The organism is Streptomyces sp. NPDC033270 (assembly GCF_055576575.1).
Map to the genome: position 1 here is coordinate 105,328 of NZ_JBVIRA010000005.1, position 26,923 is coordinate 132,250.

Consider the following 26,923-nt stretch of genomic DNA (forward strand, 5'->3'; position numbering starts at 1 on the left):
GTCTTGGTGGCTGTTCGGCCTTCCGGGGGGATGACCACGATCGAGCCAACGTGAAACAGGCAGTCAAGCGGATCGACTCTGTTCTGGACGACACCTTTAAGGCCATACGCCCCAGGATCAAATGGCGCGAGGGTCCTGCCCACATATCGGCGCACAGGAATTCCTTCACGAATACGGCGAATGGTGAAGTGGGTGTTGGCCGGAAACGCTATGTGCGCACCAAGGTGTCAAAATCGAAGCTTACCGAGCTGATCAAGGCCGTCTACAAGCACTGGTGGGCGACTGGGTATGAGATAGGTGAAATGAATACCCGAAGGCCTACGTTTTCCGCTACGGCCTCAGATGGTTGCGTTATTAATTTCAGCGTGGGTGGCTACGGCAACATTTCCGTCAGCGCCAGTGTTGATGTCTCATCTGACGCGGTCAGTGGTGACATTTGGGGAGAAGAAGGCGACAAGTTTCCCAAGGCGCCCAATGGCGGACCGGACTATGCGCCGGACGTGCGTGACCCCTACTGGTCCAAGTGACGTCGTGTGGCCCCTGCCCATCACAGGGGCGGGGCCACAACCCGGCTACTCCTCCGGATACCTCCGCGGTGTCCACACCACGTCCTCGTCGCGGCCGTCGTCGCGCCGTACCACCTGGGTCTGGGACGAGCCGATGATGAGGAGGGTGCGCATGTCGACCTGGTTCGGGTCCAGGTCGGTCAGGGCGACGGTGCGGACCGACTCCTCGGGGCCGCCGATGTCGCGGGCGAGGATGACCGGGGTGTCCGGGGCGCGGTGTTCCAGGAGGAGTTCGCGGGCCTTGGCGACCTGCCAGGTGCGGCTGCGGGAGCCGGGGTTGTACAGGGCGAGGGCCAGGTCGGCGCCCGCGGCGGCGCGGAGGCGGGCGGCGATGACCTCCCAGGGCTTGAGGCGGTCGGAGAGGGAGATGACCGCGTAGTCGTGGCCGAGCGGGGCGCCGGCGCGGGCGGCGGCCGCGTTGGCCGCGGTGACGCCGGGCAGGACGCGTACGGGCACGGAGCGGTAGGGGTCCTGGGAGGCGACTTCGAGGACGGCGGTGGCCATGGCGAAGACGCCCGGGTCGCCGCCGGAGACCACGGCCACCCGCCGGCCGCGGCGGGCCAGGTCCAGGGCGAGTTCGGCGCGTTCGGACTCGACCTTGTTGTCGGAGCCGTGGCGGCGCTGGCCGGGGCGTACCGGGACGCGGTCGAGGTAGGTGGTGTAGCCGACGAGGTCCTGCGCGGCGGCGAGGGCGCCGCGGGATTCCGGGGTGAGCCAGAGGGGGCCGGCCGGGCCGGTGCCGACGACCACGACCTCACCGGGGCCGGAGGGCTCGGCGGCGGCGCGGGCCGGTGCCGCCTCGGGGGCCTGGTAGGACTGCTCCGCGACGCGGCTGGCGACGACAGAGACGGAGAAGTAGGGGACGGTGTCGGAGTCGATGTCGGCCAGTTTGTCCGTGCGTTCGCCGGACATGGTGGCGCGCTCGACGTAGTGGGCCTCGGCGAGGCGGCCGGAACGCTCCATCGCCCGGCGGACGGTGGGGAAGGTGCGGCCCAGCTTCATGACGACCGCGGTGTCGGTCGAGGCCAGGCGGGCGGTCAGCTCCTCCTCCGGCAGCGTGCCGGGCAGGATCGTCAGGACCTCGTCGGCCTCGGCGAGCGGCTTGCCCAGGCGGGCCGCGGCGGCGCTGATCGAGGTGACCCCGGGGATCACCTCGGTCGGGTACCGGTGCGCCAGCCGCTTGTGCATGTGCTGGTAGGAGCCGTAGAAGAGCGGGTCGCCCTCGGAGATGACGGCGACCGTGCGGCCGGCGTCGAGGTGCACGGCGAGGCGGGCCGCGGCCTCCTCGTAGAACTCGTCGAGCGCACCGCGGTAGCCGCCGGGGTGGTCGGTGGACTCGGTGGTGACCGGGTAGACCAGCGCCTCCTCGATGTGGTCGGCGCGCAGGTGCTCGGCGGCTATCGCGCGTGCGATGGAGCGTCCGTGCCGGGCGCTGTGGTACGCGATGACGTCGGCCGCGGCGATGACCTGGACGGCACGTACGGTCATCAGGGACGGGTCACCGGGGCCGAGGCCCACGCCGTAGAGGCGACCGGTCAGTTGCTGCTCGCTCACGCTTACTCTTCCTCGCTTGCCAGGGCGTTGATCGCGGCCGCGGCCATGGCGCTGCCGCCCCGGCGCCCGCGCACCACGATGTGGTCCAGCTTCGACGGGTGGGCGATCAGCGCGTCCTTGGACTCCGCCGCGCCGATGAAGCCGACGGGTATGCCGAGCACGGCGGCGGGGCGGGGTGCCCCCTCCTCGATCATTTCGAGCAGTCGGAAGAGCGCGGTGGGCGCGTTGCCGACGGCCACCACGGCGCCCTCCATGCGGTCGCGCCACAGCTCCAGCGCGGCGGCGCTGCGGGTGGTGCCCATCCGGGCGGCCAGCTCCGGCACCGACGGGTCGGCGAGCGTGCACAGCACCTCGTTGTCGGCCGGCAGCCGCTTGCGGGTGACGCCGCTGGCGACCATGTTGGCGTCGCACAGGATCGGCGCACCGGCGCGCAGCGCCTTGCGGGCGTTGGCCACCACCTCGGGGGTGAACGCCAGATCGCGTACGAGGTCGACCATGCCGCAGGCGTGGATCATCCGGACCGCCACCCGACTGACGTCGGCGGGCAGCCCGGCGAGGTCCGCCTCGGCGCGGATCGTGGCGAAGGACTGGCGGTAGATCGCCGCACCGTCCTTCTCGTAGTCGAAGGCGGTCACTGGGGCCTCGTTTCTTGCGTTGCTGGTGGTGCATCCGGCCGTACGACCGATATCTGGTAGCCGTCCGGCGTTGCCAGGACGTCGACCCAGGTGCCGTGAGGGTGGCCGCAGCGGCGCTCGCAGCCGGACCAGTGGACGGGCGCCCCGCCCGCCCCGCTGGCCGGGCCGCCGTCCGGCGTCCGCGCGCCCGCGGCGACCGCGGCCGCGGCGTCCGCGCGGACGTCCGTAAGGGACTTGGCGCAGCCGGGGCGGCCGGTGCACGCGCCGAGCCGGTGCCAGGGGGAGGAGGGGTCGGTGACCAGGCCGGCGGCGGACAGCTCGGCCGACCGGGCGGCGGCCGCGGCGGCCGGCAGACCGGGCAGGACGATTCCGCGCCAGGGCGTCAGGCGCAGCGCGCCGGTGCCGTCCTGGGCGGCGATGGCGGTGAGCAGGCGCCACTGGGCGGTGCTCAGCCGGCCCAGCGGGGCCAGGACGCACAGGGCACGGCGGCCGTCGGAGCCCTCGACCTCCCCGGGGGCGGAGGAGTCCGGGAACTTCTCGGCGTACGCGGCCACCGAGCCGAGCGCCCCCGCCCCGTCCGCCACGTGCTCGGCCGCGATGCCCGCCGCCCGTAGCCGCTCGGCGACCTGCCGGGCCGTCAGCGCGTGCCCGTCCGGCAGTTCGCGGATCCGCCAGGCGCCGCTGCCGCTCGCCGCGGCGGCGTCCAGGAATGTCAGGGCGGCGGTGAGCGCGGCGCGCGGTGCGTCCGGGCCGGCGATCCGCAGGGCCGCCGGATCGTCACCGACCCGCAGCAGCGCGGTGCCACCGGCGCCGGCGTCGGTCCTCCCGGCCACCGCGGGTGGTTCTGCGACCAAGCTCACATCCCCGCCGAGCGCGGCCACATCGCCGCGTCCGTCGTCCAGGACGAAGAGGAAACGGCCGGACAGCGCGGTCGCGGGCTGGCTCGCACAGAGCGAAGAGTCCAGGTCACGGGCCCACAACCGCACGTCAGCAGGGGTGTGCCGGTCGAGCCCGGCCAGCGGGGAGGCGAGGATGTTGCGGATGCGTTCGTGGTGCTCGGAGGGCAGCAGACCGGCGTCGCGCAGCAGACCGGCGAGCCGGCCGCCGCAGCCCTCGGCGAGCCCGCGCAGCTCCACGTTCCCCCGGGACGTCAGGGAGAGCCGCCCGCCCCCGAGGGTGTCCGCGGCGTCGGCCAGCGCATCTGCCTGACGTACCGTCAAGTCGCCTGCGGGTACCCGCACTCGGGCCAGCCGGCCATCGGCCGCCGGGTGCAGCCGCAGCGCCCCCGGGCAGGCGTCACCGCGGTCCCGTATGGGCGGTTCGGACCCCTGGGGCCGGATGGAGGGGGAGGGCGGCATGGCGGCGAGCATACCCACGACGCCGGGCGGCCGATCCGGGGCGGATCCGGCCATGGACCGGTCGCCGACCGGCCACGCACTCGACCGCGGACCCGACCGTGGCGGAGCGGGGCGGTCCGCGGCGGCCGGCCCCCGGGCCCGCTTACCTCGGCCGCCCGCAGCCCTTACTATGCAGGTCGGTGGGTCGGCTGGCCCATCGGACGCCAGCGACGGCGCCGGGCCTTCGGCCCAGGGGAGGAAGCCCGGTGAGAATCCGGCGCGGTCCCGCCACTGTGAACCCGGCTGGTGCCGGGTGAGCCAGGAACTCCCGCCGTCCATACGACCACCCGGGGCGCGGACACCCCGAGGAAGGCCTGCGCTCGCATGCTTCTGCTGCTGTCGACCTCCGACACCGACCTGCTCAGCGCCCGCGCGGCCACGGGCCCGGTGCCATACCGCCTCGCCAACCCCGCCCGCCTCGACGTGGCCGAGCTGCCCGCGCTGCTGGAGGGCACCGACCTCGTCGTCGTACGCCTCCTCGGCGGCATCCGCGCCTGGCAGGAGGGGCTTGACCTGCTGCTCGCCGAGGACCAGCACCGGCCGGTCGTCGTGCTCACCGGTGAACAGGCCCCCGACGCCCAGCTCATGGAGCAGTCCACGGTCCCGGTCGGCATCGCGGCCGAGGCGCACGCCTACCTCGCGCACGGCGGCCCCGCCAACCTCGACCAGCTCGCCCGCTTCCTCTCCGACACCGTCCTGCTGACCGGCCACGGCTTCGAGTCGCCGGCCGCCGCGCCCAGCTGGGGCCCCCTCGACTGGGAGAGCCGCAACGACAGCGGCCCGCTGGTCGCCGTGCTCTACTACCGCGCCCACCACATGAGCGGCAACACCGCCTTCGTGCGGACCCTGTGCGAGCAGATCGAGGCGGCCGGCGGCCGTGCCCGCCCGCTCTTCGTCGCCTCGCTGCGCGCACCCGAGCCGGAGCTGATCGACGCCCTCCGCCCGGCCGACGCGATCGTCACCACCGTCCTGGCCGCGGGCGGGACCAAGCCCGCCGAGGCGTCCGCCGGCGGCGACGACGAGTCCTGGGACGCGGGCGCGCTCGCCGCGCTCGACGTGCCGATCCTCCAGGCCCTGTGCCTGACCGGGTCGCGCAGCGCCTGGGAGGAGAACGACGAGGGCCTGTCCCCGCTGGACGCCGCCAGCCAGATCGCCGTCCCCGAGTTCGACGGGCGCCTGATCACCGTCCCGTTCTCCTTCAAGGAGGTCGACGAGGACGGTCTGCCGGTCTACGTCGCCGACCCCGAACGCGCCGCCCGGGTCGCCGGCATCGCCGTGCGCCACGCCCGGCTGCGGCACATCCCGGCCGGCGAGAAGCGCCTGGCGCTGGTGCTCTCCGCGTACCCGACCAAGCACTCCCGCATCGGCAACGCCGTCGGCCTGGACACCCCGGCCAGCGCGGTCGCTCTGCTGCGCCGCCTCCGGGCGGACGGCTACGACTTCGGCGACGAGACCGCCGAGCCCGTACCCGGCCTGGAATCCGGTGACGGCGACGAGCTGATCTACGCCCTCATCGAGGCCGGCGGCCATGACCAGGAGTGGCTCACCGAGGAGCAGCTGTCCCGCAACCCGGTCCGCATCCCGGCCGCGGACTACCGGCGCTGGTACGCCACGCTGCCGCAGGAGCTGCGCGACTCCGTCGAGGAGCACTGGGGGCCGCCGCCGGGCGAGATGTTCCTCGACCGCAGCCACGCGGGCGAGCCGGGCCGCGACCCCGACGGCGACATCGTCCTGGCCGCCCTGCGCCGCGGCAATCTGCTCATCCTCATCCAGCCGCCGCGCGGCTTCGGCGAGAACCCGATCGCGATCTACCACGACCCCGATCTGCCCCCCTCGCACCACTACTTGGCGGCCTACCGCTGGATCGCGGCCTCCCAGGAGGACGGCGGCTTCGGCGCCGACGCCATGGTCCACCTGGGCAAGCACGGCAACCTGGAGTGGCTGCCCGGCAAGAACGCGGGCCTGTCCGCCGCCTGCGGCCCGGACGCCGCGCTCGGCGACCTCCCGCTCGTCTACCCCTTCCTGGTCAACGACCCGGGGGAGGGCACCCAGGCCAAGCGCCGGGTCCACGCCACCCTCGTCGACCACCTCGTCCCGCCGATGGCCCGCGCCGAGTCCTACGGCGACATCGCGCGCCTGGAGCAGCTCCTCGACGAGTACGCGGCGATCTCCTCCATGGACCCGGCCAAGCTGCCCGCGATCCGCTCCCAGATCTGGACGCTGATCCAGGCCGCCAAGCTCGACCACGACCTGGGGATGGACGAACGCCCCGACGACGAGGGCTTCGACGACTTCCTGCTGCATGTCGACGGCTGGCTGTGCGAGGTCAAGGACGCCCAGATCCGCGACGGTCTGCATGTCCTGGGCGGCGCGCCCACCGGTGAGGCCCGGGTCAATCTCGTGCTCGCCATCCTGCGGGCCCGGCAGATCTGGGGCGGCACACAGGCCCTCCCCGGTCTGCGCGAGGCGCTCGGCCTCGACGAGTCCGCCGCGACCCGCACGACCGCCGACGAGGCCGAGGAGACGGCCCGCGCCCTGGTCCAGGCGATGGAGGACGCGGACTGGGACCCGGCCGCGGTGGCCCGTGTCGCCGACGGCCACTCGGACGCGGTCGCCGACATCCTCGACTTCGCCGCCCGCCAGGTCGTGCCGCGCCTCGCCGCCACCACCGACGAGATCGACCACGCCGTCCACGCGCTCAGCGGCGGTTTCGTCCCGGCCGGACCCTCCGGCTCCCCGCTGCGCGGACTGGTCAACGTCCTGCCGACGGGCCGCAACTTCTACTCCGTCGACCCCAAGGCCGTCCCCTCCCGGCTCGCCTGGGAGACCGGCCAGGCACTCGCCGACTCCCTCCTGACGCGCTACCGCACCGACAACGGCGAATGGCCGCAGTCCGTCGGCCTCTCCCTGTGGGGCACCAGCGCGATGCGCACGAGCGGCGACGACGTGGCCGAGGCCCTCGCACTGCTGGGCATCCGCCCCGTCTGGGACGACGCCTCGCGCCGTGTCACGGGCCTGGAGCCGATCGCGCTCACCGAGCTGGGCCGCCCCCGTATCGACGTCACCCTGCGCATCTCCGGCTTCTTCCGGGACGCCTTCCCGCACGTCATCGGCCTGCTGGACGACGCCGTACGGCTGGCCGCCTCCCTCGACGAGCCCGCCTCCGAGAACTTCGTACGGGCCCACGCCCAGGCGGACCTGGCCGCGCACGGCGACGAACGCCGCGCCACCACCCGGATCTTCGGCTCCCGCCCGGGGACCTACGGCGCGGGCCTGCTCCAGCTGATCGACTCCCGCGACTGGCGCACGGACGCGGACCTCGCCGAGGTCTACACCGTGTGGGGCGGCTACGCCTACGGCCGCGGGCTGGAGGGCCGCCCGGCTCGTGACGAGATGGAGACCGCCTACAAGCGCATCGCGGTCGCGGCCAAGAACACCGACACCCGCGAACACGACATCGCCGACTCCGACGACTACTTCCAGTACCACGGAGGCATGGTCGCCACCGTCAAGGCACTCAAGGGCAAGGCCCCCGAGGCGTACATCGGCGACTCCACCCGGCCCGAGACGGTCCGCACCCGCACCCTTGTCGAGGAGACCTCCCGGGTCTTCCGCGCCCGGGTGGTCAACCCCCGCTGGATCGAGGCGATGCGCCGCCACGGCTACAAGGGCGCCTTCGAACTCGCCGCGACCGTGGACTACTTGTTCGGCTACGACGCCACCACGGGTGTGGTCGCCGACTGGATGTACGACAAGCTCGCGCAGACCTACGTCCTGGACCCCGAGAACCGCGCCTTCCTCCAGGAAGCCAACCCCTGGGCCCTGCACGGCATCGCCGAACGCCTCCTGGAGGCCGAATCCCGCGGCATGTGGGAGAAGCCGGACGCCGAGACGCTGGCGGCCCTGCGCGAGGCCTTCCTGGAGACGGAGGGCGAGCTGGAGGGCGAGGACTGAGCACCGGCGGGCGGGCGGACACGCCGGTCGCCGCCGGCCGCCGACCTTTCGGCCGCCGACCCGCCGGGCGGGCTCCGGCGGGCACGCCCGGGCCGGTCGGGCCCGGGCCGCCGGGCCCGCTAGCCGGCCGGGGCGGGCTCCGCGGTGATGTCCCCGTTGCTGGTGATCAGGTCCAGCCGGTACCGCGCCGCCGGGTCGCTCGCCACGTCGATGTTCTTGTCGCCGCTGCTGGTCTGTGCGGATATTCGGTACGGGGCCTTCGGCACCTTCACCGTGACCGAGCCGTTGGACGTCTTCGCCCGGATGTTCTGCGCGGTGGCGGGAGACAGCTCGATGCCCCCGTTGGAGGTCTCGGCGTCGATGTGCCTGCCCGACAGGCCGCGGCCGGTGATCTGGCCGTTGGAGGTCCGCACGTCGACCGGGCCGGTGACGCCGTCCAGCTCGACCTCCCCGGAGCTGGTGGTCACGTTCACCGCGCCCACCTTGCTCAGGCTCACCGAGCCGTTCGAGGTCTGCCCGCTCACCGGTAGGCCCGCCGGCACCTCGAGCGTGTAGTCCACCGTGCAGTCGTCGCCGCAGTCCCCGAGCACCAGCACACCGTCCTCGACGCGATGCGTCGCACCCTCCGGCCGGTCGCCGTGGTAGCTGACCGAGCGGTGCACCGACACCGTGGCCTCGCCCGCACCGCCGCCCTTGCCGCCGTGCACCGTGAGCCCGCCGGAGTCGCCGTCGAGCCGGATGGCGGTGATCTTCTTCGACACCACGGCGTCGTCCTTGAAGGTCTCGGCCGGCGACAGGCCGCAGGCGCCGATGCCCCACGCCCCGGCGCAGACCATCGCGACGGTCCCGATGACGCGGACGCGCTTGCTCATGAAGTCCCCCGATGTGCTGGAAAGTTGCTGAGGTGGGTGGCCCGGTCCCCATTCCGGCGCCACGAACCTCAGGCTAGGTCGCCCGCCGCGGCCCCCACCATGGGGAAAACCCCACACCTGAGGTGCGGTGATCCCCAGGTGCGGCCCGTCGGCGGTGGTGCGACGATTTTGGTGGGGGCAGGTCCTGTGCTGCGTATGGGGCATATGAGGAGGTTTCCGGTGACCACGAAGACATGGAATGCCGAGATCACCATCACCGAGACCGACAGCGAGGTCAGGGCCGAGGCCAGGCTGCGCGGCAAGGAGGGCGGGCAGATGGTCGGCCAGGGGACGGCTCGCTGCAACCCTGCCGATGAGAACGTCCCGGCCATCGGGGACGAGTTGGCGGTGGCCCGGGCGATGTCGGACCTCAGCCATCAGCTGGTGCAGCGGGCCGCGCACGACATCGAGGTGCACACGGCCCGGCCGGTGGAGCACCTGCGGGTCTGACGGCCTACGCCCTGCGCCTGCGGTGCCGTTGGTCTGCCGTGCGGCGGGCTGCCGCCGCACGGCCCGACCCGCCCCTACCCGCCGAACTTCGCCGCGAAGTCCGGCCCGATCGTCAGCGTCACCGCGCCCGGTGCCGCGCCGGCCGACTCGGTCGCCCTGGCGCCGGACAGGTGGGCGGCGAGCACCTCGCTCTGGACCTTGAGCCCGGCGGGGTAGGTGAGGGCGGTCTGGTCGGTCGCCGGGGCGTTGCCGGTGGCGATGACCGTGAAGCCGAGCCTGCGCAGCTGCTCGGCGGCCGAGGCGGCCTGGCCGGGGGTGCCGGTGCCGTTGAGGACGCGGACCTGGACGGAGCGCGCGGTGACGGGGTTCTTCGCGGCCTCGGCGAGCCGCTTCTTGCCGGCGGCGCCGAGCTCGCGGTCATGGGCGAGGTCGCTGAACAGCTGGCCGGCCTGCGGATACTGCCAGACCACATTGGCCTTGTCGGTGGGGACGTCGGCCTCGCGGTAGTAGTTGGGCACGGTCACGAAGGTGAGGCGGTCGCTGGGGATGTCCTTGACCGTCGAGGCGAGGTCGGTGAGGGCGTCGATGCTGTCCAGGTCCCTGTCGGTGGTCACGGACTTGGTCGCGGAGTCGAGGAAGTTGTAGAGCGCCCCGGGGCTGGTCAGCTTCTCCTGCGCCTTTTCGCCCAGCGCCTTCATGAACTCCTGCTGGCGGCCGATGCGGCCCAGGTCGGAGCCGTCACCGACGCTGTAGCGGGTACGCACGTACCCGAGCGCCTTCTCGTCCCGTACGGTCTGGCAGCCCGCCTCCAGGTCGAGGTGGGCCTTCTTGTCGTGGATGGCGTGCTGGGGACAGACCTTGATGCCGTCCAGGGCGTTGACCATGCCCTTGAAGCCCTGGAAGTCGATCGAGGCGAAGTTGTCGATGCGCAGTCCGGTGTTCCGCTCGACGGTCTTGATGGTGCAGGCGGCCGCCTTGGAGATGTCGCCGGAGTCGCCGCCGATCGAGAACGCCTCGTTGATCTTGAAGTGGTGCGGGGACGACTTCGTGCCGTTGCCGCGGGTGCAGGAGGGGATCTGCACCCAGGAGTCACGGGGGAAGGACAGTGCGGTGGCCCACTCGTGGTTGGCCGCGATGTGCAGCACCATCAGCGTGTCCGACTGCATGGTGGTCAGGTCCTTGCCGTACTTGGCGTTGGCGCCGGCGCGGCTGTCGGAGCCGACGAGCAGGATGTTCTTGGAGCCGGGGCTGAGGTTGGTCGGCCGCTTGCCGTCGATGCTGATGTCCGCGCCGCGGATGTTGCCGTCCAGCTGGACATAGGCCCAGACGCCGACACCCGCCGCGCCGAGCAGCAGCACGCCGAGCGCGCCGCCGGTCCAGGCGACGATGCGCCCGCGGCGGGTCATCCGCACCTTCCCGGTGCCGGCCGCCCGCCGGGATCCGCCGGCCGCGCGGGAGGAGCCGGCGGTCCTACGGCGGGACGCGGCACCGGACGCCCGGGAGCCGTCGCGGACCGCCCCGGAGCCGTCGCCGCCGGCGCGCGAGTTCTCGCCACGGGTACGTGAGCCGTCACCGGTACGCAACGAGCCGGGTGCGCCGCCGCCCCGTCGGGCCGTCTTCTGGTGCGTCTGCCTGTCATGCACGCCGATGGCCCTTCTGGTCCTTCTGTTGCTGGTGATGCGAGCGGTGCGGATAGTGCGAGTGGTGCTGTGCGGGGGACGGCGCGGTTTCACGTGAAACCGCGCCCGAGGCCGGCCTCAGCGGTAACCGGCGCAGGTGGCGGGTCAGATGCCCGTGCTCGGCAGGAGCCGGATGGAGTCGGGGTCGTAGCGATGCCACTGCGGACCCGTGCCGCCGGGAAGCGTGCGCAGCCGGCACCACAGCTCGCCCGCACCGTCGGTCCACCAGGCGCTGATGCGGCCCAACTCCCATGTCCCGTCCGGGTATTGGACCTCCACGGGCTGATAGACCCATCGCACCTCCGCCTCTGGAGGCGGGCAGTCCCAGGTCAGGAGTCCGCACCTCGTCGCCATCTCCCCCTCCGGACGCGCCTGTTGCGCATATGTCCGCGCAACTCTACCGGGGCGTCTACAGGGTTGTAGAAGTTGCCGGTTATGCGACCGCTCACAGCGGTCTGCGGGCGGTCCCGGTGAGGGCCAGGGATCAGTGTGCCGCTAGAGCGGGCTCGCCGCCCCGGGAACGGCGAACCGGGCGCACTCTGGCGTGTCCGGCCCGGTCCGCCGGCACACGGGCGACCCCGTCAGAGCGGTGTCGCCGCCTTGAGGACGACGAACAGCGCCACCGCCGCATTGAGCGCGGAGAGCGCGGAGGCGGCCGTGCCCGCGGCAGCTATCAGCGCCGCCAGTCCCGCCGGGGTCAGCGCCGGCGGCCAGTGCCGGGTCGGCGGCACGGGCCCGAGCAGCGCCGCCACCCGGCGCGGCACCGGACCCGGTGCGGGCGCCGCGAAGTGGGCCAGCTCCGGAGCCGGCCCGGGCCGCGAGATCAGCGCGGCCCGGCCCACGGCGCGCGCGGTCAGCCGCCGGTCGCCCACCACCCGCGCCGCCTCCTCGTCCGCCCAGCGCTCGGTGGCGAAGGCGACCGCGGAGCGCAGCGGCAGTAGCAGCGGGTTGACGCAGCCGGCCAGGCGCACCGCGAGCAGGTAGCGGTGGTGGTGGCAGCGCAGATGCGCGCGCTCATGGGCGAACAGGGCGCGCCGCTCATCGCCGTCCAGGCTGCGCAACATGCCGCGGGAGACCGCGATCCGGCCGGGCCTGGCGGGGCGGCCGGGGCGGCCCGGGGTGCCGGGCACGGCGTAGGCGTACGGATCGTCGTCGGGCAGCACCGCGGGGTCGGCCCCGGCGGGCAGGACGTCCAGCGCGCGGTGCGTACGGGTCCGGATCCGGTGGTGCCGGCGCAGCGCGGCAGCGCAGACGGTGAGCGCGACGGCCAGCAGCGGGATCGCGGCGGCGCCGGCCACCTCGGCGTAGGGGACCGCGGCCCGCACCTCGGGGTCCGACCAGCCGTCGGGCAGCGGATTGCCGGGCAGCTGGGCGGTGCCGACGACCATCAGCAGCGCCAGGCACAGGGTGCTGCACACGCCCAGGACGGTGGCGAGCAGGGTCAGCAGGCGGGTGGTGACGCGCGGGTGGAGGTGCTGCTCCGCGAGCCGGGCGATCGGCAGCGCGGTGAGCGGCAGGACGAGCGGCAGGAACACGAAGACACCCACCGGTCAGCCTCCGCGCGCTTCGTCCGAGGGGCGGTGCCGGGCGGGGGCCGCGGGTGGTTCCGCGGCCGCGGCCGGGGCGTCGGCCGGGTCGCTCTCGCCGCCGCCGGTCGTGGCGCGGTCGAGCAGGGTGCGCAGCAGCTGCTCGTCGTGCGCCGAGAGCGCGGAGACGAAGCTGGTCAGCACGGCGTCGCGGTCCGGTTCGCCGTCCAGGACGCGGCGCATCCGCAGCGCGGCGAGCCCGGCCTCGTCGGCGGCCGGCGTCCACAGATAGGCGCGGCCGGACCGCTCGCGGGTGACGGCCTGCTTGGCGTGCAGCCGGGACAGGATCGTCATCACCGTCGTGTACGCGAGGTCGCCGCCGAGCCGTTCCTGCACCCAGGCGGCGGACGCCGGACCCGGTGCGTGGTGCAGCGCGGCCAGCACCTGGCCCTCCAGCTCACCCTGTCCACGTCGGCGGGCACCCCCAGCACCCGGCGCCTTCCCGAAGGGCTTGCCGCCCATGCCGTCGCCTCCCATCACGCCGAGTGTCCCGCCGGCCGGGACATCGGGGCATTTTACGGCGTGGCCGGTCGTCGAGTGGCTGGATCCGGGCGGTCGGACATCGGCCGGTAGTCCGACGCCGCAGACCCGACCCCTTTACTTCTACACTCCTGTAGATTTTGGCCGATCCCGGAACGCAGGCAACACCTGGAGGAAGCCATGGGAGTCTCGCTGGCCAAGGGCGGCAACGTCTCTTTGTCGAAGGAAGCGCCCGGACTGACCGCGGTCACGGTCGGCCTCGGCTGGGACGTACGGACGACGACGGGCGCCGACTACGACCTGGACGCCAGTGCGCTGCTGTGCACCGAGGCGGGCAAGGTCGCCTCGGACGCGCACTTCGTCTTCTACAACAACCTCACCAGCCCCGACGGCTCGGTGGAGCACACCGGCGACAACCTGACCGGTGAGGGCGAGGGGGACGACGAGTCCCTCAACGTCAATCTGTCGGCCGTGCCCGCCGACATCGCGAAGATCGTCTTCCCGGTGTCGATCCACGACGCGGAGAGCCGGGGGCAGAGTTTCGGCCAGGTCCGCAACGCCTTCATCCGCGTCGTCAACCAGGCGGACGGGGCCGAGCTGGCCCGCTACGACCTGAGCGAGGACGCCTCGACCGAGACCGCGATGGTCTTCGGTGAGCTCTACCGGCACGGTGCGGAGTGGAAGTTCCGCGCGGTGGGCCAGGGATACGCGTCCGGTCTGGCGGGCATCGCCGCGGACTTCGGCGTCAACGTCTGAGCGCTTCCCGCACGGGCGGGGGAGGAGCGGCCGCCGCTGGGCGCCGCGCCTCCCCCGCCCTCCCGCTCCCGCCCGCCCGGAGGCCGGACGGCGCGCGTGCCCGGGAACCGGGCCGCGCGGGTCAGAGATCGAACTCGGCCGGCGCGATGCCCAGGGCGAAGCACACCTCGCGCACCAGCGCCTGCTCCGTCTTGTCGAAGTCCCCGTCCGCGCCGCCGATGACGATGCCGATCTGGATGACGGCGCGCGCCTCGGTCGGCTTCTTCTTCACCTTGCCGACCTCCTGGAGCACGCTGACCTTGCCGAAGTCGAAGTCGGCGGTCAGCTTGTCGAGGTAGCCGTCGAAGCGGCGCTGCAGATCGTCCGCGGCGAAGTTCTGCAGCACCTCGTTGGTCGCGATGAGCTGGGCGACCCGCCGCCGCTCGGTCGGGTCGACGGTGCCGTCGGCGGCGGCCACCAGGGCGCACATCGCCATGCTCGCGTCCCGGAAGGCGCCGCTCTTGAGGTCGTTCTTCTTGGCGACGAGCTGGGTCTGCATCGTCTGGGCGGAATCCTTGATCCGGTCCCACAGCGCCATGAGGGTCTCCTCCATGTGTGAAGCGATGGTCACGCGTGATGGTCATGCGTAAGTAAAATCTACAGTCTTGTAGAAGTTGCTGCGTCGCGCCCCCCGGGCCGGGGTGCATCGGGAGTCCACGGGGTATCACCACCCATAAGGGGATGTACCGGGCGGCCGAGGGGTACCTTGGAGGCACCGGAACACCGAACGACACCCGGGGACGCCCAGGGACCGACCACCCAGGGATTCGGTGAGGTGAGCACCATGCAGACTCTGTTGACCGTGGTCGTGCTGCTGGCGCTGGTCGCGCTGGGGGCGCTGTTCATCGTCCGGGTCAATGCGCAGCAGGCCGGACGGATGGCCACCCACCGGTACGCGGACTGGAAGCAGTCGGTGCGGCAGCGGATGCACAAGCGGCCGCGGGGCAGCCGCGCCGGACCACGGGTGGCCGGCCCGCCGCCCTCCGGTAAGGCGGGCAGCGACCTGTGACCTCGACCGCCCGCACCTTCCCGTCGGCGCGGGACTACGACGGGACCTCGCCGTTTCCCGACCGCGGCGCGGACACCCCGCCGAGCGGCGGCCGGCGGATGTACGTCACGGTCACCGGCATCATCGTCGTCGCCCCCTTCGTCGGCCTGGGCGTCGCCATCCCCCTCCTGTGGGGCAGCGTCGTCCACCTCACCGATCTCGTCCTGCTGGCGGTCTTCTACGTCATCTCCGGCCTGGGCGTCACCATCGGCTTCCACCGCGGTCTGACCCACGGCAGCTACACCGCCGCCCCCGCGCTGCGGATCGCGCTGGCCGTCGCCGGCTCGCTCAGCTTCCAGGGCGATGTCATCGACTGGGTCGCCACCCACCGCCGCCACCACGCCTACACCGACCGCCCCGGCGATCCGCACTCCCCCTACCGCTACGGCACCAGCCTGCGCGGGCAGCTGCGCGGACTGGTCCACTCCCACATCGGCTGGCTCTTCGGCAACGACCCCACCTCGCACCGGCGCTTCGCGCCCGATCTGCTCGCCGACCGCGGTATCCGCGCCGTGGACCGGGCCTTCCCCGCGCTGTGCCTGCTCACCCTCGGGCTGCCGTTCGCGCTGGGCTTCGCGCTCGGCGGCAGCTGGGTCACCGCGCTGACCGCCCTGCTGTGGGCGGGGTTCATCCGGATCGCGCTGCTGCACCACGTCACCTGGAGCGTCAATTCGCTCTGCCACGTCATCGGCGAGCGGCCGTTCCGCACCCGGCGCCACGACCGGGCGACCAACCTGTGGCCGCTGGCCCTGCTGTCGTTCGGCGAGAGCTGGCACAACCTGCACCACGCCGATCCGACCTGCGCCCGGCACGGCGTCGACCGCGGTCAGATCGATGTGTCGGCAGCCGTCATCCGGCTCTTCGAACGCCTCGGCTGGGTCTGGGACGTGCGCTGGCCCGACCCCGCCAGGGTCGCCGCCCGTCGCGTCAGGAGCACCGCATGACCACCGCCTCCGGGGACCCCGTCCACTCGGCACATCCCGGGCACCACGCCCCACCGCTCGTCGCCCGTCTGGCCATCGCGCCGCACGCCGGCACGGTGCGCCGCATCGACGGTGTCTGGTGGCCGCACTCCACCGACCTGCTGGCCGAACTCCCCGAGCTGCTGACCGCGTTGCCCTTCGACTGGCCGCGGATCACCCACGCCACGGTGAACGGCGCGGTCTGGCCCGCCCTCCCCGCCCACACCCTCGTCGGCGGCCATGTCGTCCGGCTCCGCAGAACCACCGGCCGCCCCGGCCCGGACACCATCTGCCTGGTCTCCCCCGGCCACGGCCGCTGGGACCTCCTGATCATCCCGCCCGACACCCCCGAACCCGAGGCCGTCCGCATCATGGCCGAGATGGCCCGCACAGGGGAGCCGGCACCGGCCTGAGCCGGCAGACCTGCCATATCCCAGGAATCCGCCGCACGCATCCGCGGCGCTCGCCCCGTGTGCGCGAAGGGGCCGCGAACCGGTCGCCCGAGCGGCCGGCGACCCGTCGCCGACCTGCTGTCCGAGGGCGGCGGCTACTGCGTACGGGTGGTGTTCATCCGAAGAACGCCGATCCGGGGGCGTCGGTCCGTGAATCCTCCCATTGCGTACTCATCATAAGAAAACGCAACAGAAGCGGCGCAACGTAAGCGATACGAGCGGAGCTCCGCAACTGCAGCGGTGCAGGAGAAGTAGCGGCAACGGATCTCACGGGCAGATCCAGATCGAAAGCGAGGGGACCATGGCTGCGACCAAGGTCATGAAGTTCTGGGCGGTGTGCCTGGCGATGCTGGGCAAGCTGCTGGCGTCACTGGGCGTCTCCGCGGCGGCGTCGGCTGCGCGCCGGGACGCCGCGCTGTACGAGCGGACCCTGGGCGACGCGAACGCGGACTCCGACGCCCCGGGCGACGAGACGCCCAAGGCGGTGCACCGCGCCGAGCCGGACCACGACCCGGGAACGGGCACGTGCAAGGTGCCTGCCTCCCGTGCCGTGCCCACCGTGCCCGGACCACGTGGCGTGCCGGTGATCGGCCCCTCCGCGTCCAACCTGCGGATGTTCGCCCGGCCGGAGCTGCCGCCGACGATCAAGCAGCGGATCAGCGCCGAGGCGCACGGGGCCTCGCCCGGCCTGCGCAGCCGCTGCATCCGCGGCATGGAGCCGCTGCCCGCCGCAACGGTCGACGCCGCGCTGCACTCCGACGTGGACGCGCGCTCCGCGGTCATCCCGGCGGCCCGTCGTCACACGCCCATCACCCGCAGCATCTGAGCCGGTCAGCGGCAGTTCTTGAGAACGAGACCGGAAACCGCCCTGGACGCAGAACCGGGCACAGAACCGGGCAGAGCCGGACGCAGAGCAGGCCACAGAACCGGTGAAGGCTCCGAGATGTTTCACGTGAAACGCCCGCAGAGCCGCCCACGGTCACGCAGCAGCAGACACCCACAGACCTGAACCACCCCCACAGCGCCCGGAGTTCTAGCGGCCGCCCCCCTGCCGGGGCACCGGTTCCGGACCCACTCCCAGCTCCAGCCCCAGCTGAGCACGCAACGCGCGCGTGTCCGGCTTGCCGTTGGCCGTGAGCGGGAAGTGGCCCACGACATGAACCGCGTTGGGCTGTTCGTACTCCGCGAGGTGCTCGACGAGCCGCCGGCGCCAGGTGAGCGGAGCCTCGCCCTCGGGGTCCGCGACGACGAAGTGCAGTGCGCTGCCGCGGCGTTGGTCCGCGACCGCCAGCACCTTGACCGGGCGCCCGCAGGCCTCGGCACGACGCTCCAGGCTCTCGGGGTAGAGCGTGAAACCCAGCCGGTGCACGGCCTGATTGCGGCCCACCACCCGTACGGTTCCCTCGGTGTCGACGCTGCCCAGATCGGCCGTCGGATACCAGGCGTCCGGATCGACGGGCGTGAGCGAGCCGTCCTCCTGGAGGTAGCCGGCCATCAGCCCGGGGGAGCGCACCTCGATGACGCCCAGCTCGCCGGGGTCGGCAGCGGTGCCGTCGGGGCGCAGCACGCGCAGCCGCACGCCGGGCAGCGGACGCCCGCAGCCGTGCGGTGCGTCGGGCGTGGCCAGCGCGACGTTGCCGAGTTCCGTCAGGCCGTAGCCGTCCAGCAGCGGGCGGCCCATTGCCGTGCGGAAGGACTCCGCCAGCGGGGCGGGCAGCGGTGCCCCGCCCACGCCCCAGAGGCGGACGCCCGCGAGCCCGGCGCGCACCTCGGGCCGGCGCCGCACCACGCCCAGGAGCGAGTGGTAGGTGGAGGGAGCGGCGTCCACGGCGGTGGCGCCGTGCGCGGCGGCCTGGGTGACGGCCGCGTCGAGCCGCTGGTAGGGCGTGACCAGCAGGGTGCAGCGGGCCAGCCACCACAGCAGGATCACGGAGAGCCCGTACTGGTGGGAGAACGGCAGCAGCGGGGCGAGGACGTCGTCCGCGCGGTAGCCCATGGCCTGGATGGTGCGCAGTGAGTTGTCGAGGACCGCGTGGCCGGGCTTGACGATGCCTTTGGGGCGCCCGGTGGTGCCCGAGGACCACAGGACCAGCGCGTCGGGGCGGCGGAACCAGGGCGTCAGGTCGACCTCGGCCGGGGGCGGCGGCGGAGCGTCGGCGGCGAGCCCGGGGTAGTGGACGACGCGCCGGTCGGGGATGCCGGGGAAGCCGGTGGCGTGGTCGGCGGCGGTGACCAGCCAGCGGGCGCGGGCCTGGCGGGCGGCCGCGGTGGCGTCGGCGCCGGAGAGCCGGTGGTCGACCGGGATGAGCGAGGTGTCCAGCCGCATCAGGGCCAGCAGCGTCACGACGTAGTCGACGCTGTTGTCGCCCTGGACCAGGACCCGGTCGCCGGAGCGGAGCCCGAGGCGGGCAAGGGCGTGGGCGGTGGTCTGCACCCGGCGGGTGAGCGCCGGTCCGTCGAGCCGGCCGGTACCGCCGAGCGAGGGCGCGGTCCCGTCGACGAGCCGGGCGGCGGCGACCGGAGGGGCGATGGTGTCGGTCATGGGTGCTCCGATCCCGTGGGGTCGAGGGGGCGCGGGGGACGGGGCCGTCTTCTGCCCGGCCTGGGCTGGGCGGGAGGCGGGCCGGTGGCGGCCCGGCACAGCAGTGCGGAGGTGGTGGTGGCCACCCACAGGCCGGCCGCGTCATGGAACTCGCAGTCCAGCGTCAGCAGTTCACAGCCCGCGAGGGCGGTGGCCTCGGTGAGGCGGACGGTGGCGTGGAGGGTGTCCCCGGCGTGTGCGGGGCGGGCGTGGCGCAGCGACTGCGAGCGGTGCACGGCGCCGTCGAGGGTGGTGATCTGGGGCCGTGCGCTGAGCAGGGCGTCCTCGGCGCGTGCGGCGAGGGCGGCGAGGTAGGTGGGCGGGGCGATGGTGTCCGGGTGGCCGAGGGCGCGTGCGGCGTCGGGGTCGGTGTACGCGGGGTGGGGGTCGCCGAGCGCGGCGGCGAAGGCGGCGATCCGCTCCCGGTCGATGGCGTACGGGCCGCAGCGCAGGCTCGTGGGCTGCGTCATCGGCCGTCAGTCGCCGATCATGTGGCGGCCGCCGTCCGCGTGCACGATCTCGCCGGTGGTGGCGGGTAACCAGTCCGACAGCAGGGCCACGCAGGTACGGGCCACCGGCCCTGCGTCCTCGGGGTCCCAGCCCAGTGGCGCGCGGGTCGCCCAGCTCTTCTCGAAGGACGGTCCGTCGCCGCCGATGCCCCGTGCGGCCAGGGTGCGCAGCGGTCCGGCCGCGACGAGGTTGGCCCGTATGCCCTGTCCGCCGAGGTCGCGCGCCAGATAGCGCGAGCAGGCCTCAAGTCCCGCCTTGGCGACGCCCATCCAGTCATATCCCGGCCAGGCGCGGGAGGCGTCGAAGTCCACACCGACGACCGAGGCGCCGGGGCGCAGCAGCGGCCGGCAGGCCATGGTGAGCGCCACCAGGGAGTAGGTCGAGGTGTGCAGCGCGGCGGACACCTCGCGCCACGACGCGGTCAGAAAGCCGCCGTCCAGGCAGGCCGCGGGGGCGTTGGCGACGGAGTGCAGCACACCGTCGAGCCCGTCGAGGTGGGCGCCGACCCGGTCGGCGAGCGTGGCGAGCTGGGCCTCGTCGGTGACGTCCAGCTCCACGACAGGGGGCTCCTGCGGGAGCCGCCGGGCGAGCCGGGCCACCAGGCTCGGCCGCCCGTACGCGGTGAGGACGATCTTGGCGCCCTGTTCCTGGGCGAGCCGCGCCACCGCGTAGGCGATGGAGCGTTCGGTGATCACACCGGTGACAACCAGCCGCTTTCCGTCGAGCAGACCGCCCATTGCGGTTCCTCCGTCTGACTCGTCATCGACTTCAGAGTCACTGAAGATAACTCAGAAGCATTGTCCTGGCTTGGTCTTGATAGATCGTCATTGACAACCTATCGGACCTCCAGTTGACTAGAACTGTCAAGTGCAGTCAAAGGAATGACTCTGATGTCACGCCTTCCGGCCGGTGGTGTAGGCGCATGGCCTCGAACCAGCGCCGGACCGCCTCGGACCGCGCCGGCTTCGGCCGCCCCGGCCGCCGTGCGCCGCACGCCTTCACACCCCGTGCGATTCCCGTGCGACCCCCGAGCCTCGCGGCCGACCGGTGACGCACTCCCCCGTTCCGCAGAGAGGTGACCGCCGTGACCATCCCGACCCGCGAAGAGATCGTTGTTCAACTCGCCGAGATCCTGCACGAGGTGGCCGGCGTCCTGCCGGCCGAGGTGACCGAGGAGAAGTCCCTGGTCGAGGAGTTGGACGTGGACTCCCTGGCGATGGCGGAGGTCATCGTCGTCGCCGAGGAGCGTTTCGGGATCGCGCTGCCCGAAGAGGAGATGAAGGACATGCGCACAGTTTTGGACATAGTGCTACGAGTCGAGAAGCAGCTGGCGTCCTGATCCCGGCGGCACCGCGAACACCGCCCGGTACCCGATCGGCGCGCTCCTGCCGGGCCGCCCGTCCGGCAGGAGCAGCTTTGCCCCAGGCGCATGAATAAAAGTCAGTGTCCCCCTTCTCCTTGGCGTATCGGCGGCCCGCCCGCCGCGCACCCCCCGGAAAGGCCGCAGATCACCCGGCGCTCCCGTCGCCGTGAACCGGAGAAGGCGGCCCCCTGACGAGGGCTCGACATGGCGAAATCTGGTAATGCCCGCGAGTAAACCGAAGTTGATTTCCGGTCGTCACTTGTTGACGCAGGCATAGGCCAGGGCTACCTTGAGGATCTCCGGAGGGAAAACCAAATCGACTCACTGCACTGCTTTCCCGGATACGACGGTCCGCGGAAAGGAGACATGGTGCGAGGGGATCTATGCGGGGGGACCAGTCTTTCCATGGCGTGCATTCACTCAACCATGACAACGGCCGCGACGACGGCAGCGCAAGCGGCGGCAGCGGTCACGCCGAGGGCCCGCGCGACACGGCCAACCCACCCGACTGGTACGGAAGTTGGGACCCCGCCCGCTCCCCTGAATTAGCCGACGGCGGTTTACATATCTTCTCGCCCACGACCGGCGATATTCGAGAGAACGACTGTTTGACGGCCTTTCTCGGTCGATTACTGCATTGTCCCCCACGCGATATTCCGGTGATCCGAGACGGCTTCGGCCGGCCGGCGTTCGCCGAACCGCCCACCGGCACCGGCTGGCCCCCGGGCGCCCGCCTTTGCCTCGGCATCACCGCCGACCCCGGACGGCAACTCCTCGCCCTGATGCGGGACCTCCCGGTGGCCCTGTCCGTGCACACCGTTCCATCCGGCCCCGTCCGCGATCTGCTGCTCCCCTTCACCGCGTCGGAACGCCGGCACATCCAGGAGGTGCCCGCGGACCGGCGGGCGCACCGGCTGGCCCAGCTGTGGACCCGTAAGGAAGCGGCCCTGCGGTTGACCGGACCGGGCGGGCTGGCCACCGTCGACGAGATCGACGCGCTGAGCGAGGCGCGGGACGGCAAGGTCGTGATCCCGGCGTCCCGCGCACACCCCGGCGGCGTCGCCTACGTCCACGATCTGCCCGCCGGCCCGCAGACGGTGGCCTGCGCGGCCACCACCGCTCCCGCACCCGGCGTGCGCATGTGGCAGCCCGACTCCCCTGAGGCGCAGCCGAAGACGTGACGCCGTAGGCCGGCCGTCCGGCGCCGGCTCGGGTAGACGCCCCCTACGGCATCAGCACCGCGTGCGGATCCGGCCCCTCGCCCGTGCGGCCGCCGGCGCTCAGCTCACGCCAGCTCTCCAGCGCCAGCCGGAAGGCGCCGGCCTGCTCGTACCCCTCGGCGGCCAGCTTGAAATCGGCCTCCGCGGCCTCCTCGGAGCGGTCGGCGCGATGGGCGCGGGCCAGATGGAGCAGACAGCGGGCGCGGTCCAGGGGCGGGAGTTCACCGGCGCCGAGGTCGATCGAGGCGGCGTGCTCGGCGGCCGCCATGGCGTCGTTGTGGCGCAGTGCCGCGGCCGTCTCCAGCAGGGCCAGCCAGGTCCCGCCGGACGGGGTGTCGACCAGCGCCGCGGCCTGCCGGGCCCGCGCCATCAGGGCGTCCGCCTCGTCGGCCGGACCCGCCGCGAGCGCCAGCAGCGTACGGGCCCGGGCCAGCCGCAGCCGGAGCCGTACGCCGTCCGTCGCGGCCAACTGCTGCTCCGCCTCGGCGAACAGCTCCAGCGCACGGTCCGCCTGCCCGCCCAGATACCGCGCACCGGCCACCGCCCACAGGGCGCTCGCCCGCAGTTCACCGGCCGGCAGGCTCGCGATCTCCTCGCCCAGCTCCGCCCCGAGCTGCTCGGCGCGGTTCCACTCCCCGCTGTCGACGGACGCGGACAGCAGCGCCACCCTGGCCTGCGCCCGCTCCGGGCGGCCGGACTCCAGCTCGCCGGTGACCCGCACCGCCTCCTCCGCGTAGCGCACGCCGTCCGAGAGGCGGCCCGCGCAGCGCAGCAGTTGGGAGAGCTCGACGGCGACCCGGGCGTGCAGCACCGGGGCGGAGCGGGTGAGCGGGTCGTCCAGCAGCCGGCGCAGGGCGGCCTCATGGCGCTCCGGTTCGTCGAGCCGGCCCAGGACGCCGGCCAGCTCCCAGTGCGCCTCCCAGCGCACCTCGTCCTGATCGGCCCCGGCCTGCTCCACCACCGACTCCAGCTGGCGCCGCGCCGCCGGCCAGTCGCCGGCCAGCGAACTGGCGCGGGCGGCCACCAACTCGCCTACCAGGCCCAGGCGCTGGGCGAGCCGGTCCCCGGCATCCTCGGTGGCGCTGAGCGCCTCGACCGTCGTGCCGAGCCGTTCGGCGATGGATCGGGCGATCTTGGCGCTCGGGATTCTGCGGCCGTTCTCGACCAGCGAGACATAGCTGGGGGAGAGATCGTCCCCGGCGAGGTCCCCCTGGGACAGACCCTGAGCGCGCCGGACCTCCCGCACTCGCTTCCCGAAAGCAGGCTGCTCAATCACCAAGAAAATCGCTCGCAGTTGAGTTGGGGGGACGGACAGTGACGCTCTGTGGACGGCTCCGTACGGAGGGAGCCAGATGACGGGGAGTCTACTCATCGGGCGCCCGCGCGGGGGCGCCCGCGGGCGACCTTCCCCCGGTCGAGGAGTCACTTTTTGTCATGCTCGGAGGTCGGTATTCCCCTTGCCTCGGTGCGGGTATTGCGACAGATGAGAGGCCGGTTCGAGGTCCTCGCGCAGGGAGATCGGGGGAGTGGTGGGCGCCGGGCGGCAGCCAGGACTGGCACCGCTTGTCACATGGGCTAGTCGAGTGCATTGACTTTGCTTGACAATAAATGACAATTGGCTGACGCTGACCCTCCATGGACTACGCCCCGAGGAGGGACATATGAGCTCCGCTCCCGCATGGCCGACCGTGGCCGCCGAGCCGGAGGGCAGCATCGAGCGCCGACGTGCGGCGGCCGTGCACCGGGTCCGGGACTTCCTGGTGAACGACACCGGCACCGTGCACGACCTGCTGTGCGAGATCTCCACCCACCGCGCCGCGCGCTACGAGATCGAGTCGACCGTCGCCACCCTCGACGGGGCCTTGGACGAGGTGGCCGCCCACCGGCCCGGCCGGGTCCCCCGCCTGGCCGCCTTCATGCCGTCGAACGTCATCCTCTACTCCTACGCCCTCTACCTCCTGGTACCCGCCCTCTACACCGACCGCCTGGTCTTCCGCCCCTCCAGCCGCGTCAAGGACCAGATGCGCCGGCTGCACACCCTGCTCGCCGAACGGCACGGCCTGCCGATCACCCTCACCGGCGCCAGCCAGCGCGAGTTCCTGCACGACCACGTACTCCCCGCCGACGTCGTGGTCTTCACCGGTGCCTACGCCAACGCCGAGCAGATCCGCGCCCAGCTCTCCCCCGGCCAGCTGTTCGTCTTCCTCGGCTCCGGCGTCAACCCGTTCGTGGTCGCCCCCGGGGCCGACCCCGAGCAGGCGGCCCGCGACGCGATCGCCATCCGGGTCCTCAACACCGGCCAGGACTGCCTGGGCCCCGACCTCTTCAGCGTCCACGAGTCGCTGCTCGACCCGTTCGTCGACGCCCTGGTCAGGGAGCTCAAGGGCCTGCGCTACGGCCCGTACACCGACCCCGAGGCCGACTTCGGGCCGATCTTCTACGACAGCGCGCTCGCGGACGGCGCGCAGTTCCTCGCCGGCAACCGCGGCGAGATCGTGCACGGCGGGCACGTCGACTTCCGCGCCCGCCGCCTCGACCCCACCGTCGTCGTCGGCACGGAGGTCACCCCGCGCACCCACGTACCGGAGTTCTTCGCCCCGATCTTCAACGTCGCCGGCTACCGCGACGAGGACGCCCTCGCCGCGACCCTCACCACCGGCATGTTCACCGAACGCGCCCTGGGCTCCAGCGTCTACGGCCACGCCCCCGCCCTCGTCGAGGCGCTGCGCCGGCGCACCACCGTCACCCTCGACACCACCCTGATGTCCATCGACGACGGCAACGCCCCCTTCGGCGGCTACGGGCGGATGGCCAACTACATCTCCGACGGCCGGGAACTGCACGCCGAGCCCGTACTGCTCTCCAAGGCCGTAGCCGCCCACCGCCCGGGAGGCGGCCGATGACCGCACGGACCCACCCCACCGCCTGGGCCGCGATCGCCGACCACCTCCGCCACCTCGGCACCACGGCGGTCTTCGGGCTGCCCGGCGACGACATGGCGCTGCTCGGCGAGCTGGAGCCGTCCGACACCACCGTGGTGCTCTGCCGCGACCAGCGCAACGCCGTGTTCATGGCGACCGGTTACGCGCTCGCCGCCGGCCGCCCCGGGGTCTGTGTCATCGGCAAGGGCCCGGCACTGACCAACGCGCTCACCGGCGTCCTGGAGGCGCGCTCGGCCGCCGCACCGCTGATCCTGATCGCCGACGGCACCCGGCTCGACCGGCTGGGCACCGGCGCCTTCCAGGAGCTGGACCAGCTCACCGCGGTCCGCCCGTACGTGAAGTGGGCGACCCGCGTCGACCACGCCGAACGGCTGCCCGCCGCGCTGGAGAAGGCCGCCGCCGTCGCCGTCAACGGCACCCCGGGCCCCGTCTACCTGGAGCTCGCCGAGCAGGTCGCGGCGGAGCCGGTCGCCCGCAGCGGGCCCTGGCGCCCGGCCGCGCCCCAGCGGCCGGCCCCCGACCCGGTCGCGCTGACCGCCACCGCGGAGCGGATCGCCGCCGCCGAACGGCCGTTGCTGCTGGTCGGCGGCGGCGCCCGGCACCGCAACACCGGCCGCCGCATCGAGCGGCTCGCCGAGCGGCTCGGCGCCGGGATCTTCACCACCGCCTCCGGCCGCGGCACCGTCGCCGAGGACCACCCCCTCTACTGCGGCGTCAGCGGCCTCTACACCGTCGCCCCGATGGACGCCCTGTGGCGCGAGGCCGGTCTGGTCATCGCGCTGGGCAGCCGTCTGGAGGAGACCGCCACCTTCGGCTGGCCGGACGGCACCGGACAACTCCCGGTCATCCAAGCCGTGTTGGGCGAAGAGAGCCTGGTCATGGAGCGGCCCGGGGCGTATGTCCTCGGGGACGCCGGACGGATCGTGGACGGCTGGGCGGAACTGCTGGCCGGCCACCGGCCGGGTGGCCACTGGCCGCAGCGGGTCCGCACGGCGAAGGCCGCGCTGGCGCGGCGCGCCGCCGACCGGGCGGAGGCGGCCGCGAAGGCGGCGCCCGAGGGCACCGTGCCCGTCGCCCGGGTGCTGGCGGCCCTCGACCGCGCCGTGCCCGCCGACCGGGTCCTGGTCCAGGAGAACGGCCTGCAGGACATGTGGTCGTACTTCTTCCCGCACTACGCGCTCGGCGCCGGCGGCGGCTCCGTGGTCCCCAGCGAGCAGACGCCGCTGGGCTTCGGCGCGGCCGCCGCCGTCGGCGTACGGCTGGCCGAGCCGGCCGGGCGGCCGGTGGTCGCGGTGGTCGGCGACGGCGCGTTCAACCTGTTCCGCGGCGAACTGCCCACCGTGGCCGACGCGGGCGCCGCCGTCCTCTACGTCGTCCTCGACAACGGCGGCTACGGCTGGCTCCAGTCCAACCTCGACCGCGTCTCCGGCCCGACCTCGCGCTTCGCCTTCACCACGCCCCGCCCCACCGGCACCGAGGGCCTGGCCGGCGCGTACGGCCTCGGCTACCGGCGGGTGACGACCGCCGACGAACTGCCCGCCGCACTGGCGGACGCCTGGCGCCGGGTCGCCGCGGGGACCACCGCGGTGGTCGAGGTGGCGGTCGCGTTGACCGACACCCCACCGGGGATGACCGGTTCGGCGGGCGACTTCCCCGAGCGGGAGGGCGCACAGCCTTAGGGGGCTTCCCCTCGGGGGGCGGGGCTTGTCCGAGGGGGCGGGGGCGGGGAGGCCCTGAGGTGTGGGGGAACAGAACCCGTAGGGGACGCGAGGGCCCCCTGCGGGGCCACAACGTGGGGAGCCGAGGCGGTATTCCCGGAGCCCGCATGCGTTCGCCGA

At 73.0% G+C, this 26,923-nt stretch carries 25 protein-coding genes and 1 riboswitch; of the genes, 12 read left to right on the plus strand and 13 right to left on the minus strand.

Translation table 11 applies throughout. The features are described 5' to 3' along the window. Positions 1 to 50 precede the first annotated feature (50 nt). Entirely contained in the window at positions 51 to 527 is a 477-nt protein-coding gene (locus ACZ5XZ_RS10405) for a hypothetical protein (protein WP_468976201.1), read from the plus strand. Positions 528 to 572: 45 nt separating this feature from the next. Here the strand turns inward: ACZ5XZ_RS10405 and ACZ5XZ_RS10410 are convergent, their stop codons facing one another. Genes ACZ5XZ_RS10410 through cobG form a run of 3 tightly spaced genes read right to left on the minus strand, consistent with a single transcriptional unit; the run spans position 573 to position 4,113 of the window. Next, positions 573 to 2,120 (minus strand): precorrin-2 C(20)-methyltransferase, encoded by a 1,548-nt coding sequence (locus tag ACZ5XZ_RS10410; protein ID WP_468976203.1) that lies wholly within the window; start codon positions 2,118 to 2,120, stop codon positions 573 to 575. 2 nt (positions 2,121 to 2,122) lie between these two features. Further along, a complete protein-coding gene (locus ACZ5XZ_RS10415; protein WP_399145961.1) occupies positions 2,123 to 2,755 on the minus strand; it encodes a precorrin-8X methylmutase in 633 nt (210 codons plus the stop codon). Further along, positions 2,752 to 4,113 carry a precorrin-3B synthase gene (gene cobG, locus ACZ5XZ_RS10420; protein ID WP_468976205.1) on the minus strand — a complete coding sequence of 454 codons (1,362 nt, stop codon included), beginning with the start codon at positions 4,111 to 4,113 and terminating at the stop codon, positions 2,752 to 2,754. Before cobG ends, ACZ5XZ_RS10415 begins: the two co-directional genes overlap by 4 nt. A gap of 193 nt (positions 4,114 to 4,306) precedes the next feature. Next, a riboswitch (cobalamin riboswitch) is annotated at positions 4,307 to 4,439 on the plus strand. A gap of 37 nt (positions 4,440 to 4,476) precedes the next feature. On the opposite strand from cobG, the gene cobN reads away from it, so the two are divergent. Beyond that, positions 4,477 to 8,106, plus strand: a complete 3,630-nt coding sequence (gene cobN, locus ACZ5XZ_RS10425) for a cobaltochelatase subunit CobN (protein ID WP_468976207.1) — start codon at positions 4,477 to 4,479, stop codon at positions 8,104 to 8,106. A 119-nt stretch (positions 8,107 to 8,225) separates the two neighbouring features. Here cobN and ACZ5XZ_RS10430 read toward each other — a convergent pair whose 3' ends face one another. After that, positions 8,226 to 8,978, minus strand: coding sequence for a DUF4097 family beta strand repeat-containing protein (locus ACZ5XZ_RS10430; RefSeq protein ID WP_468976210.1), 753 nt, complete (start codon positions 8,976 to 8,978; stop codon positions 8,226 to 8,228). Between the two features lie 219 nt (positions 8,979 to 9,197). Here ACZ5XZ_RS10430 and ACZ5XZ_RS10435 point away from each other — a divergent pair, with 219 nt between their 5' ends. Beyond that, the gene (locus ACZ5XZ_RS10435) at positions 9,198 to 9,467 is read left to right on the plus strand and encodes a DUF1876 domain-containing protein (RefSeq protein WP_384424113.1); all 270 of its coding nucleotides are present in this window, start codon (positions 9,198 to 9,200) and stop codon (positions 9,465 to 9,467) included. 74 nt (positions 9,468 to 9,541) lie between these two features. On the opposite strand, the gene ACZ5XZ_RS10440 is transcribed toward ACZ5XZ_RS10435, so the two are convergent. The 4 genes from ACZ5XZ_RS10440 to ACZ5XZ_RS10455 all read right to left on the minus strand — a co-directional run bounded on the left by ACZ5XZ_RS10440 (position 9,542) and on the right by ACZ5XZ_RS10455 (position 13,194). Further along, the gene (locus tag ACZ5XZ_RS10440) at positions 9,542 to 10,873 is read right to left on the minus strand and encodes an LCP family protein (protein ID WP_468976607.1); all 1,332 of its coding nucleotides are present in this window, start codon (positions 10,871 to 10,873) and stop codon (positions 9,542 to 9,544) included. Between the two features lie 378 nt (positions 10,874 to 11,251). Next, positions 11,252 to 11,500 carry a hypothetical protein gene (locus ACZ5XZ_RS10445; protein WP_468976213.1) on the minus strand — a complete coding sequence of 83 codons (249 nt, stop codon included), beginning with the start codon at positions 11,498 to 11,500 and terminating at the stop codon, positions 11,252 to 11,254. Between the two features lie 227 nt (positions 11,501 to 11,727). Then, on the minus strand, positions 11,728 to 12,693 hold the full coding sequence (locus ACZ5XZ_RS10450) for a M56 family metallopeptidase (RefSeq protein WP_468976216.1): 966 nt from the start codon (positions 12,691 to 12,693) through the stop codon (positions 11,728 to 11,730). Positions 12,694 to 12,696: 3 nt separating this feature from the next. Beyond that, a complete protein-coding gene (locus ACZ5XZ_RS10455) occupies positions 12,697 to 13,194 on the minus strand; it encodes a BlaI/MecI/CopY family transcriptional regulator (RefSeq protein ID WP_468976609.1) in 498 nt (165 codons plus the stop codon). Positions 13,195 to 13,392: 198 nt separating this feature from the next. On the opposite strand from ACZ5XZ_RS10455, the gene ACZ5XZ_RS10460 reads away from it, so the two are divergent. Further along, complete coding sequence (locus tag ACZ5XZ_RS10460) at positions 13,393 to 13,968, plus strand: TerD family protein (protein WP_384424110.1); 576 nt, start codon at positions 13,393 to 13,395, stop codon at positions 13,966 to 13,968. Between the two features lie 121 nt (positions 13,969 to 14,089). Here ACZ5XZ_RS10460 and ACZ5XZ_RS10465 read toward each other — a convergent pair whose 3' ends face one another. Then, a complete protein-coding gene (locus tag ACZ5XZ_RS10465; protein WP_384424604.1) occupies positions 14,090 to 14,545 on the minus strand; it encodes a tellurite resistance TerB family protein in 456 nt (151 codons plus the stop codon). A 246-nt stretch (positions 14,546 to 14,791) separates the two neighbouring features. Between ACZ5XZ_RS10465 and ACZ5XZ_RS10470 the strand changes: the two genes are divergently transcribed. The 4 genes from ACZ5XZ_RS10470 (at position 14,792) to ACZ5XZ_RS10485 (ending at position 17,295) form a co-directional block, all read left to right on the plus strand. Further along, complete coding sequence (locus tag ACZ5XZ_RS10470) at positions 14,792 to 15,016, plus strand: hypothetical protein (protein WP_468976219.1); 225 nt, start codon at positions 14,792 to 14,794, stop codon at positions 15,014 to 15,016. After that, positions 15,013 to 15,999 carry an acyl-CoA desaturase gene (locus ACZ5XZ_RS10475; protein ID WP_468976222.1) on the plus strand — a complete coding sequence of 329 codons (987 nt, stop codon included), beginning with the start codon at positions 15,013 to 15,015 and terminating at the stop codon, positions 15,997 to 15,999. The genes ACZ5XZ_RS10470 and ACZ5XZ_RS10475 overlap by 4 nt, the downstream gene beginning before the upstream one ends. Then, a complete protein-coding gene (locus ACZ5XZ_RS10480) occupies positions 15,996 to 16,430 on the plus strand; it encodes a DUF5994 family protein (protein WP_468976224.1) in 435 nt (144 codons plus the stop codon). The genes ACZ5XZ_RS10475 and ACZ5XZ_RS10480 overlap by 4 nt, the downstream gene beginning before the upstream one ends. Positions 16,431 to 16,770: 340 nt before the next feature. Beyond that, positions 16,771 to 17,295 carry a DUF6344 domain-containing protein gene (locus ACZ5XZ_RS10485; protein WP_468976227.1) on the plus strand — a complete coding sequence of 175 codons (525 nt, stop codon included), beginning with the start codon at positions 16,771 to 16,773 and terminating at the stop codon, positions 17,293 to 17,295. 207 nt (positions 17,296 to 17,502) lie between these two features. Here the strand turns inward: ACZ5XZ_RS10485 and ACZ5XZ_RS10490 are convergent, their stop codons facing one another. From ACZ5XZ_RS10490 to fabI, 3 genes are read right to left on the minus strand one after another with little or no spacing between them, the layout of a single operon-like run. Beyond that, the gene (locus ACZ5XZ_RS10490; RefSeq protein ID WP_468976230.1) at positions 17,503 to 19,011 is read right to left on the minus strand and encodes a class I adenylate-forming enzyme family protein; all 1,509 of its coding nucleotides are present in this window, start codon (positions 19,009 to 19,011) and stop codon (positions 17,503 to 17,505) included. Beyond that, positions 19,008 to 19,520, minus strand: a complete 513-nt coding sequence (locus ACZ5XZ_RS10495) for a MaoC family dehydratase (protein ID WP_468976233.1) — start codon at positions 19,518 to 19,520, stop codon at positions 19,008 to 19,010. Before ACZ5XZ_RS10495 ends, ACZ5XZ_RS10490 begins: the two co-directional genes overlap by 4 nt. Positions 19,521 to 19,526: 6 nt before the next feature. Continuing rightward, on the minus strand, positions 19,527 to 20,297 hold the full coding sequence (fabI, locus tag ACZ5XZ_RS10500; RefSeq protein ID WP_468976235.1) for an enoyl-ACP reductase FabI: 771 nt from the start codon (positions 20,295 to 20,297) through the stop codon (positions 19,527 to 19,529). A 353-nt stretch (positions 20,298 to 20,650) separates the two neighbouring features. Here fabI and ACZ5XZ_RS10505 point away from each other — a divergent pair, with 353 nt between their 5' ends. Then, complete coding sequence (locus ACZ5XZ_RS10505) at positions 20,651 to 20,899, plus strand: acyl carrier protein (RefSeq protein WP_468976611.1); 249 nt, start codon at positions 20,651 to 20,653, stop codon at positions 20,897 to 20,899. 683 nt (positions 20,900 to 21,582) lie between these two features. After that, positions 21,583 to 22,104 (plus strand): 4'-phosphopantetheinyl transferase superfamily protein, encoded by a 522-nt coding sequence (locus tag ACZ5XZ_RS10510; RefSeq protein ID WP_468976238.1) that lies wholly within the window; start codon positions 21,583 to 21,585, stop codon positions 22,102 to 22,104. 43 nt (positions 22,105 to 22,147) lie between these two features. Here the strand turns inward: ACZ5XZ_RS10510 and ACZ5XZ_RS10515 are convergent, their stop codons facing one another. After that, a complete protein-coding gene (locus ACZ5XZ_RS10515; protein WP_468976240.1) occupies positions 22,148 to 23,389 on the minus strand; it encodes a helix-turn-helix transcriptional regulator in 1,242 nt (413 codons plus the stop codon). 415 nt (positions 23,390 to 23,804) lie between these two features. On the opposite strand from ACZ5XZ_RS10515, the gene ACZ5XZ_RS10520 reads away from it, so the two are divergent. Both ACZ5XZ_RS10520 and ACZ5XZ_RS10525 read left to right on the plus strand, forming a co-directional pair. Beyond that, the gene (locus ACZ5XZ_RS10520) at positions 23,805 to 25,046 is read left to right on the plus strand and encodes an aldehyde dehydrogenase family protein (protein WP_468976242.1); all 1,242 of its coding nucleotides are present in this window, start codon (positions 23,805 to 23,807) and stop codon (positions 25,044 to 25,046) included. After that, a complete protein-coding gene (locus tag ACZ5XZ_RS10525; RefSeq protein ID WP_468976245.1) occupies positions 25,043 to 26,764 on the plus strand; it encodes a thiamine pyrophosphate-binding protein in 1,722 nt (573 codons plus the stop codon). Before ACZ5XZ_RS10520 ends, ACZ5XZ_RS10525 begins: the two co-directional genes overlap by 4 nt. The last annotated feature ends 159 nt before the right edge of the window (positions 26,765 to 26,923 follow it).

Excerpts from the sequence above, each read along its gene's own strand:
- cobG (WP_468976205.1), bottom strand. The coding sequence starts at position 4,113 with ATGCCGCCCTCCCCCTCCATCCGGCCCCAGGGGTCCGAACCGCCCATA.
- cobN (WP_468976207.1), top strand. The coding sequence starts at position 4,477 with ATGCTTCTGCTGCTGTCGACCTCCGACACCGACCTGCTCAGCGCCCGC.
- ACZ5XZ_RS10430 (WP_468976210.1), bottom strand. The coding sequence starts at position 8,978 with ATGAGCAAGCGCGTCCGCGTCATCGGGACCGTCGCGATGGTCTGCGCC.
- ACZ5XZ_RS10440 (WP_468976607.1), bottom strand. The coding sequence starts at position 10,873 with ATGACCCGCCGCGGGCGCATCGTCGCCTGGACCGGCGGCGCGCTCGGC.
- ACZ5XZ_RS10445 (WP_468976213.1), bottom strand. The coding sequence starts at position 11,500 with ATGGCGACGAGGTGCGGACTCCTGACCTGGGACTGCCCGCCTCCAGAG.
- ACZ5XZ_RS10455 (WP_468976609.1), bottom strand. The coding sequence starts at position 13,194 with ATGGGCGGCAAGCCCTTCGGGAAGGCGCCGGGTGCTGGGGGTGCCCGC.
- ACZ5XZ_RS10460 (WP_384424110.1), top strand. The coding sequence starts at position 13,393 with ATGGGAGTCTCGCTGGCCAAGGGCGGCAACGTCTCTTTGTCGAAGGAA.
- ACZ5XZ_RS10465 (WP_384424604.1), bottom strand. The coding sequence starts at position 14,545 with ATGGCGCTGTGGGACCGGATCAAGGATTCCGCCCAGACGATGCAGACC.
- ACZ5XZ_RS10470 (WP_468976219.1), top strand. The coding sequence starts at position 14,792 with ATGCAGACTCTGTTGACCGTGGTCGTGCTGCTGGCGCTGGTCGCGCTG.
- ACZ5XZ_RS10480 (WP_468976224.1), top strand. The coding sequence starts at position 15,996 with ATGACCACCGCCTCCGGGGACCCCGTCCACTCGGCACATCCCGGGCAC.
- ACZ5XZ_RS10485 (WP_468976227.1), top strand. The coding sequence starts at position 16,771 with ATGGCTGCGACCAAGGTCATGAAGTTCTGGGCGGTGTGCCTGGCGATG.
- ACZ5XZ_RS10490 (WP_468976230.1), bottom strand. The coding sequence starts at position 19,011 with ATGACCGACACCATCGCCCCTCCGGTCGCCGCCGCCCGGCTCGTCGAC.
- ACZ5XZ_RS10495 (WP_468976233.1), bottom strand. The coding sequence starts at position 19,520 with ATGACGCAGCCCACGAGCCTGCGCTGCGGCCCGTACGCCATCGACCGG.
- fabI (WP_468976235.1), bottom strand. The coding sequence starts at position 20,297 with ATGGGCGGTCTGCTCGACGGAAAGCGGCTGGTTGTCACCGGTGTGATC.
- ACZ5XZ_RS10520 (WP_468976242.1), top strand. The coding sequence starts at position 23,805 with ATGAGCTCCGCTCCCGCATGGCCGACCGTGGCCGCCGAGCCGGAGGGC.
- ACZ5XZ_RS10525 (WP_468976245.1), top strand. The coding sequence starts at position 25,043 with ATGACCGCACGGACCCACCCCACCGCCTGGGCCGCGATCGCCGACCAC.